Source organism: Neobacillus drentensis, from assembly GCF_036966985.1.
In the GTDB taxonomy this organism is placed as follows: domain Bacteria; phylum Bacillota; class Bacilli; order Bacillales; family Cytobacillaceae; genus Neobacillus; species Neobacillus drentensis_E.
Genome location: NZ_JBALSN010000158.1, coordinates 7090 through 7686, shown reverse-complemented (window position 1 = coordinate 7686; position 597 = coordinate 7090). Strand labels below are relative to the sequence as shown.

Genomic DNA, 597 nt, shown 5'->3' with positions numbered 1-597 from the left:
AATATATAAATTCAGATGAATAGGATACATCAATTCAACTAATGTGTTATACTTTTTGTATTATTAACATTATAAAAACTTAAATAAAGGAAGGTCTCATTAAATGAATTCTGTTGATACTCCTAATGAATTAAATCAATTGTTGAACGAAAGTAATGTTCATGTGCAATTATCTGTTCCTCAGTTGGTAGAGAAAGTCTTAACTCGTCAAGAAGGAGCACTAACTTCTACGGGAGCAATTAGTGTCGCTACTGGTAAATATACGGGCCGGTCCCCACAGGATAAATTCATTGTATTAGAAGATTCAACTAAAGATAAAATTGAATGGGGCACGACCAATCAACCAATTTCAGTGCCTGTTTTCACTAAACTTTATCAAAAGGTCATTAATTATTTACAACAGAAAAATGAGATCTTTGTTTTTAAAGGCTTTGCTGGTGCCGATAAAAAATCGCGCTTACCTATCCAGATTGTAAATGAATTAGCATGGCAAAATTTATTTGTACACCAGTTATTTATTCGCCCGACTGCAGAAGAGCTGCTTGAACATGATACTGGTTTTACCGTTATTTCTGCCCCTAATTTCAAAGCCGATCC

1 pseudogene is annotated in these 597 nt (G+C 34.0%); it reads left to right on the top strand.

The features are described 5' to 3' along the window. Positions 1 to 103: 103 nt before the first annotated feature. Positions 104 to 597, top strand: a pseudogene (locus tag V7659_RS10920) (phosphoenolpyruvate carboxykinase (ATP)); the annotation flags it as partial.